Origin of the sequence: uncultured Campylobacter sp. (assembly GCF_938018145.1) — a bacterium.
Taxonomy (GTDB): domain Bacteria; phylum Campylobacterota; class Campylobacteria; order Campylobacterales; family Campylobacteraceae; genus Campylobacter_A.
In genome coordinates this window covers 1-2,701 of sequence record NZ_CALIII010000407.1, presented here as the reverse complement: position 1 = coordinate 2,701, position 2,701 = coordinate 1, and the positions used below count along the sequence as shown (strand labels likewise).

The window sequence follows — 2,701 nt, the reverse complement described above, 5'->3', positions numbered from 1 at the left end:
TCGAGATTACTAGCGCCGGACTAAAAGAGAGCCACGTCCACGACGTAGTAATCACGCAAGAAGCCCCTAACTACAAAGTCAATTAGTGCTAAATTTAAAAACCGGCAAAGTAAAATTTAATGAGCCGCTCTATCTGGAGAGCGGCCGAATTTTACCCGAATTTGAGCTCGCTTACGAAACCTACGGCGAGCTAAACGAGGATAAAAGCAACGTCATAGTCGTCTGTCACGCGCTAACGGGTAGCCACCACGCCGCAGGCAGATACGAAAACGAGCAGAAATTTGGCTGGTGGGACGCGCTAGTGGGCGATGGCAAGGGCATAGATACGAGCAAATTTTTCGTCATCTGCGTAAATATCCTCGGATCAAATTTCGGCTCTACAAATCCCTTAAGTATCGAAAAAAGCACGGGCAAGCAGTATCGTTTGCGCTTTCCGGTGCTAACCATCAGCGACGTCGTAAAGGCGCAGATGAGGCTTTTTGAGCACTTAGGCATCGAGCGCGCGCATGCGGTCGTGGGCGGCAGCCTAGGCGGTATGCAGGCGCTTTGCTTTGCGATCGAGTTTCCAAATTTTGCTAAAAACGTCATCATCCTAGCCAGCACCTATCAGAGCAAGGCCTGGGCGATCGCGTTTAACAAAATCGCGATCGAAGGCATCCTGCGCGATCCAGGCTTCAAAGACGGCCAATACGACGAAAACGACATCGCCGCGCAGGGGCTAACCGGCATGGCGCTAGGGCGTATGGCGGGGCACATCAGCTTTCTCTCGCCTAGCTCCATGGACTCCAAATTTGGCCGCAACTACGTCGAAACCGACGGTCTTTACGAGCTTACGGGGCGGTTTCAGGTCGATCGATATATGGAGTACAACGGCCACGGCTTTCCAAAGCGCTTTGATCCGCTGAGCTACCTTTACATCGTAAAGATGATGAATATCTTTGACTGCACGCGCCACTACGACGACCTCGCGCACGCTCTTTTGCCTATTTGCGCCAAGGTTACGCTGGTCGCATTTAGCGGCGATATGCTGTTTCCGCCAAGCTGTATGCGCGAGATGCACGAGACGCTGCAGGATATCGGCAAGGCGTGCGACTACCACGAGATAGACAGCGACTACGGCCACGACGCGTTTTTGGTCGAAGTAGATAAATTTGAAAAAATCATAAAAAAGGTTTTAGATGAGTGAAAATTTAAGCGAGGATTTTGAGAGCAAACTCGCCAAAGCAAATGAAATTTTAAAACAGCTAGGCGATGAAAATTTGAGCCTAGAGCAAAGCGTCAAGCTGCACAAAGAGGGCAAAAAGCTGCTCGAGGAGGCAGACAAAATCCTGCAAAACGCAAAGCTAGTGGTAAAGGACGCAGACGATGAATAACGCGACCGCAGCCGTTTGCGCCTTACAGCTGCCGACGCAGCCCATGAGCGAGTCGAGGCTGGATTATTATTTTAGGATTTGCGCGGGCGAAGGCGCTAGACTCGTGGTGCTCGGCGAGTACGTGCTAAACAGCTTTTTTAAAGAGCTAGAGCTAATGCCAAAAAGCCTCATCAAAGAGCAAAGCGAGCGCAAAAAACATGCGCTTGCCGCAATGGCGCAAAAATACAATCTAGAAATCCTAGCCCCGCTCGTACTGCCCAAAGGCAAAGGCTTCGTCAAGGTCGCGGCGAGATTTAGTCCTGCGTCCTCGCGCTTTTACGAGCAGCAGATCTTGATGCCCTACCCGCACTGGAACGAGGCGAAATTTTTTGCTAACAAAGAGGATGGCGAGCTAAATTTACCCGTCTTTAGCTACGAAAAATTTAAAATCGGCGCGATGTTTGGCTTTGAGGCGCATTTTGATGCGGCGTGGGCCTATATGGCGCGCAAGAAAGTCGATGCCGTCGTAGTTCCCACCGCATGCACGTTTTTTAGCGAGTCGCGCTGGGAGGAGCTGCTAAAGACCCGCGCCTTTACGAACAACGTCTATGTTTTACGCGTAAACCGCGTCGGCAATCACAAGGCCGCTAGCGGCGAGCAGTGGAGCTTTTACGGCGATTCGATGCTGATTAGCCCGTTTGGCGAGGTGGTTTCGCGCCTAGGAAAAAACGAAGAGATGATGGTGGCAAAACTCGAAAAAACCGAACTCGCACAGGCTAGACACCTATGGGGATTTTCTCAAATTTTACATAAAAGACTAGGCTAAATTTAGCTTTCAGGCGGCAAATGTATTCAAATTTGCCGTCATTTTATCTGCAAATTTTGCCGATTTGCTAAATTTACCCTACCCTTAAATTTTATATTATCGCCAAATTTGATCAAATATATTTTTTTATCTTTAAATTTTGCACAATAAATCAACTTAATTAGACTAAATTTAAATTTATTTTCATTCCACCCCTACCCCGATATAATCACGTTTTTAGGCTAAATAAATCTTTAAATATTACAAATAAATTCCAAATTACACCTTCATTTAAGCTTATTCTTTAAAGTTAAGTCCTATAATAACACTAGCTAAAATAAATTTAATCTAAGGAGGACGCCCAAAAGACGCCAATAGTAATAAAGGTATTTAGAGTAGAGTCGTAAATTAAAGATTTACAGGTAATAGCTAAGTAAATTTAAGGAGAAGCTATGAAAAACTCAAACGTTTCAAGAAGAGATTTTGTTAAGTTAAGTATGGTAGGTGCCGGAGCTTTAGCTCTAGGTGCGGTAAATGCGCAAGC

The 2,701-nt window shown here is 46.7% G+C and carries 5 protein-coding genes; all 5 read left to right on the top strand.

What is annotated here, in order from left to right:
- Nucleotides 1–86 (top strand): hypothetical protein (locus Q0338_RS09370; protein WP_298086517.1); only part of this gene is annotated, 86 nt, incomplete at its 5' end.
- Nucleotides 86–1,186, top strand: coding sequence for a homoserine O-acetyltransferase (locus Q0338_RS09365; protein WP_298086516.1), 1,101 nt, complete (start codon nt 86–88; stop codon nt 1,184–1,186). The genes Q0338_RS09370 and Q0338_RS09365, both read left to right, overlap by 1 nt.
- Nucleotides 1,179–1,373: an exodeoxyribonuclease VII small subunit gene (gene xseB / locus Q0338_RS09360; protein WP_002948190.1), complete on the top strand. Its 195-nt coding sequence runs from the start codon at nt 1,179–1,181 to the stop codon at nt 1,371–1,373. The genes Q0338_RS09365 and xseB overlap by 8 nt, the downstream gene beginning before the upstream one ends.
- A complete protein-coding gene (locus tag Q0338_RS09355) occupies nt 1,366–2,178 on the top strand; it encodes a carbon-nitrogen hydrolase family protein (RefSeq protein WP_298086515.1) in 813 nt (270 codons plus the stop codon). Before xseB ends, Q0338_RS09355 begins: the two co-directional genes overlap by 8 nt.
- Nucleotides 2,179–2,609: 431 nt before the next feature.
- Nucleotides 2,610–2,701: twin-arginine translocation signal domain-containing protein (locus tag Q0338_RS11080; protein WP_366119883.1), on the top strand; the 92-nt coding region annotated here is incomplete at its 3' end.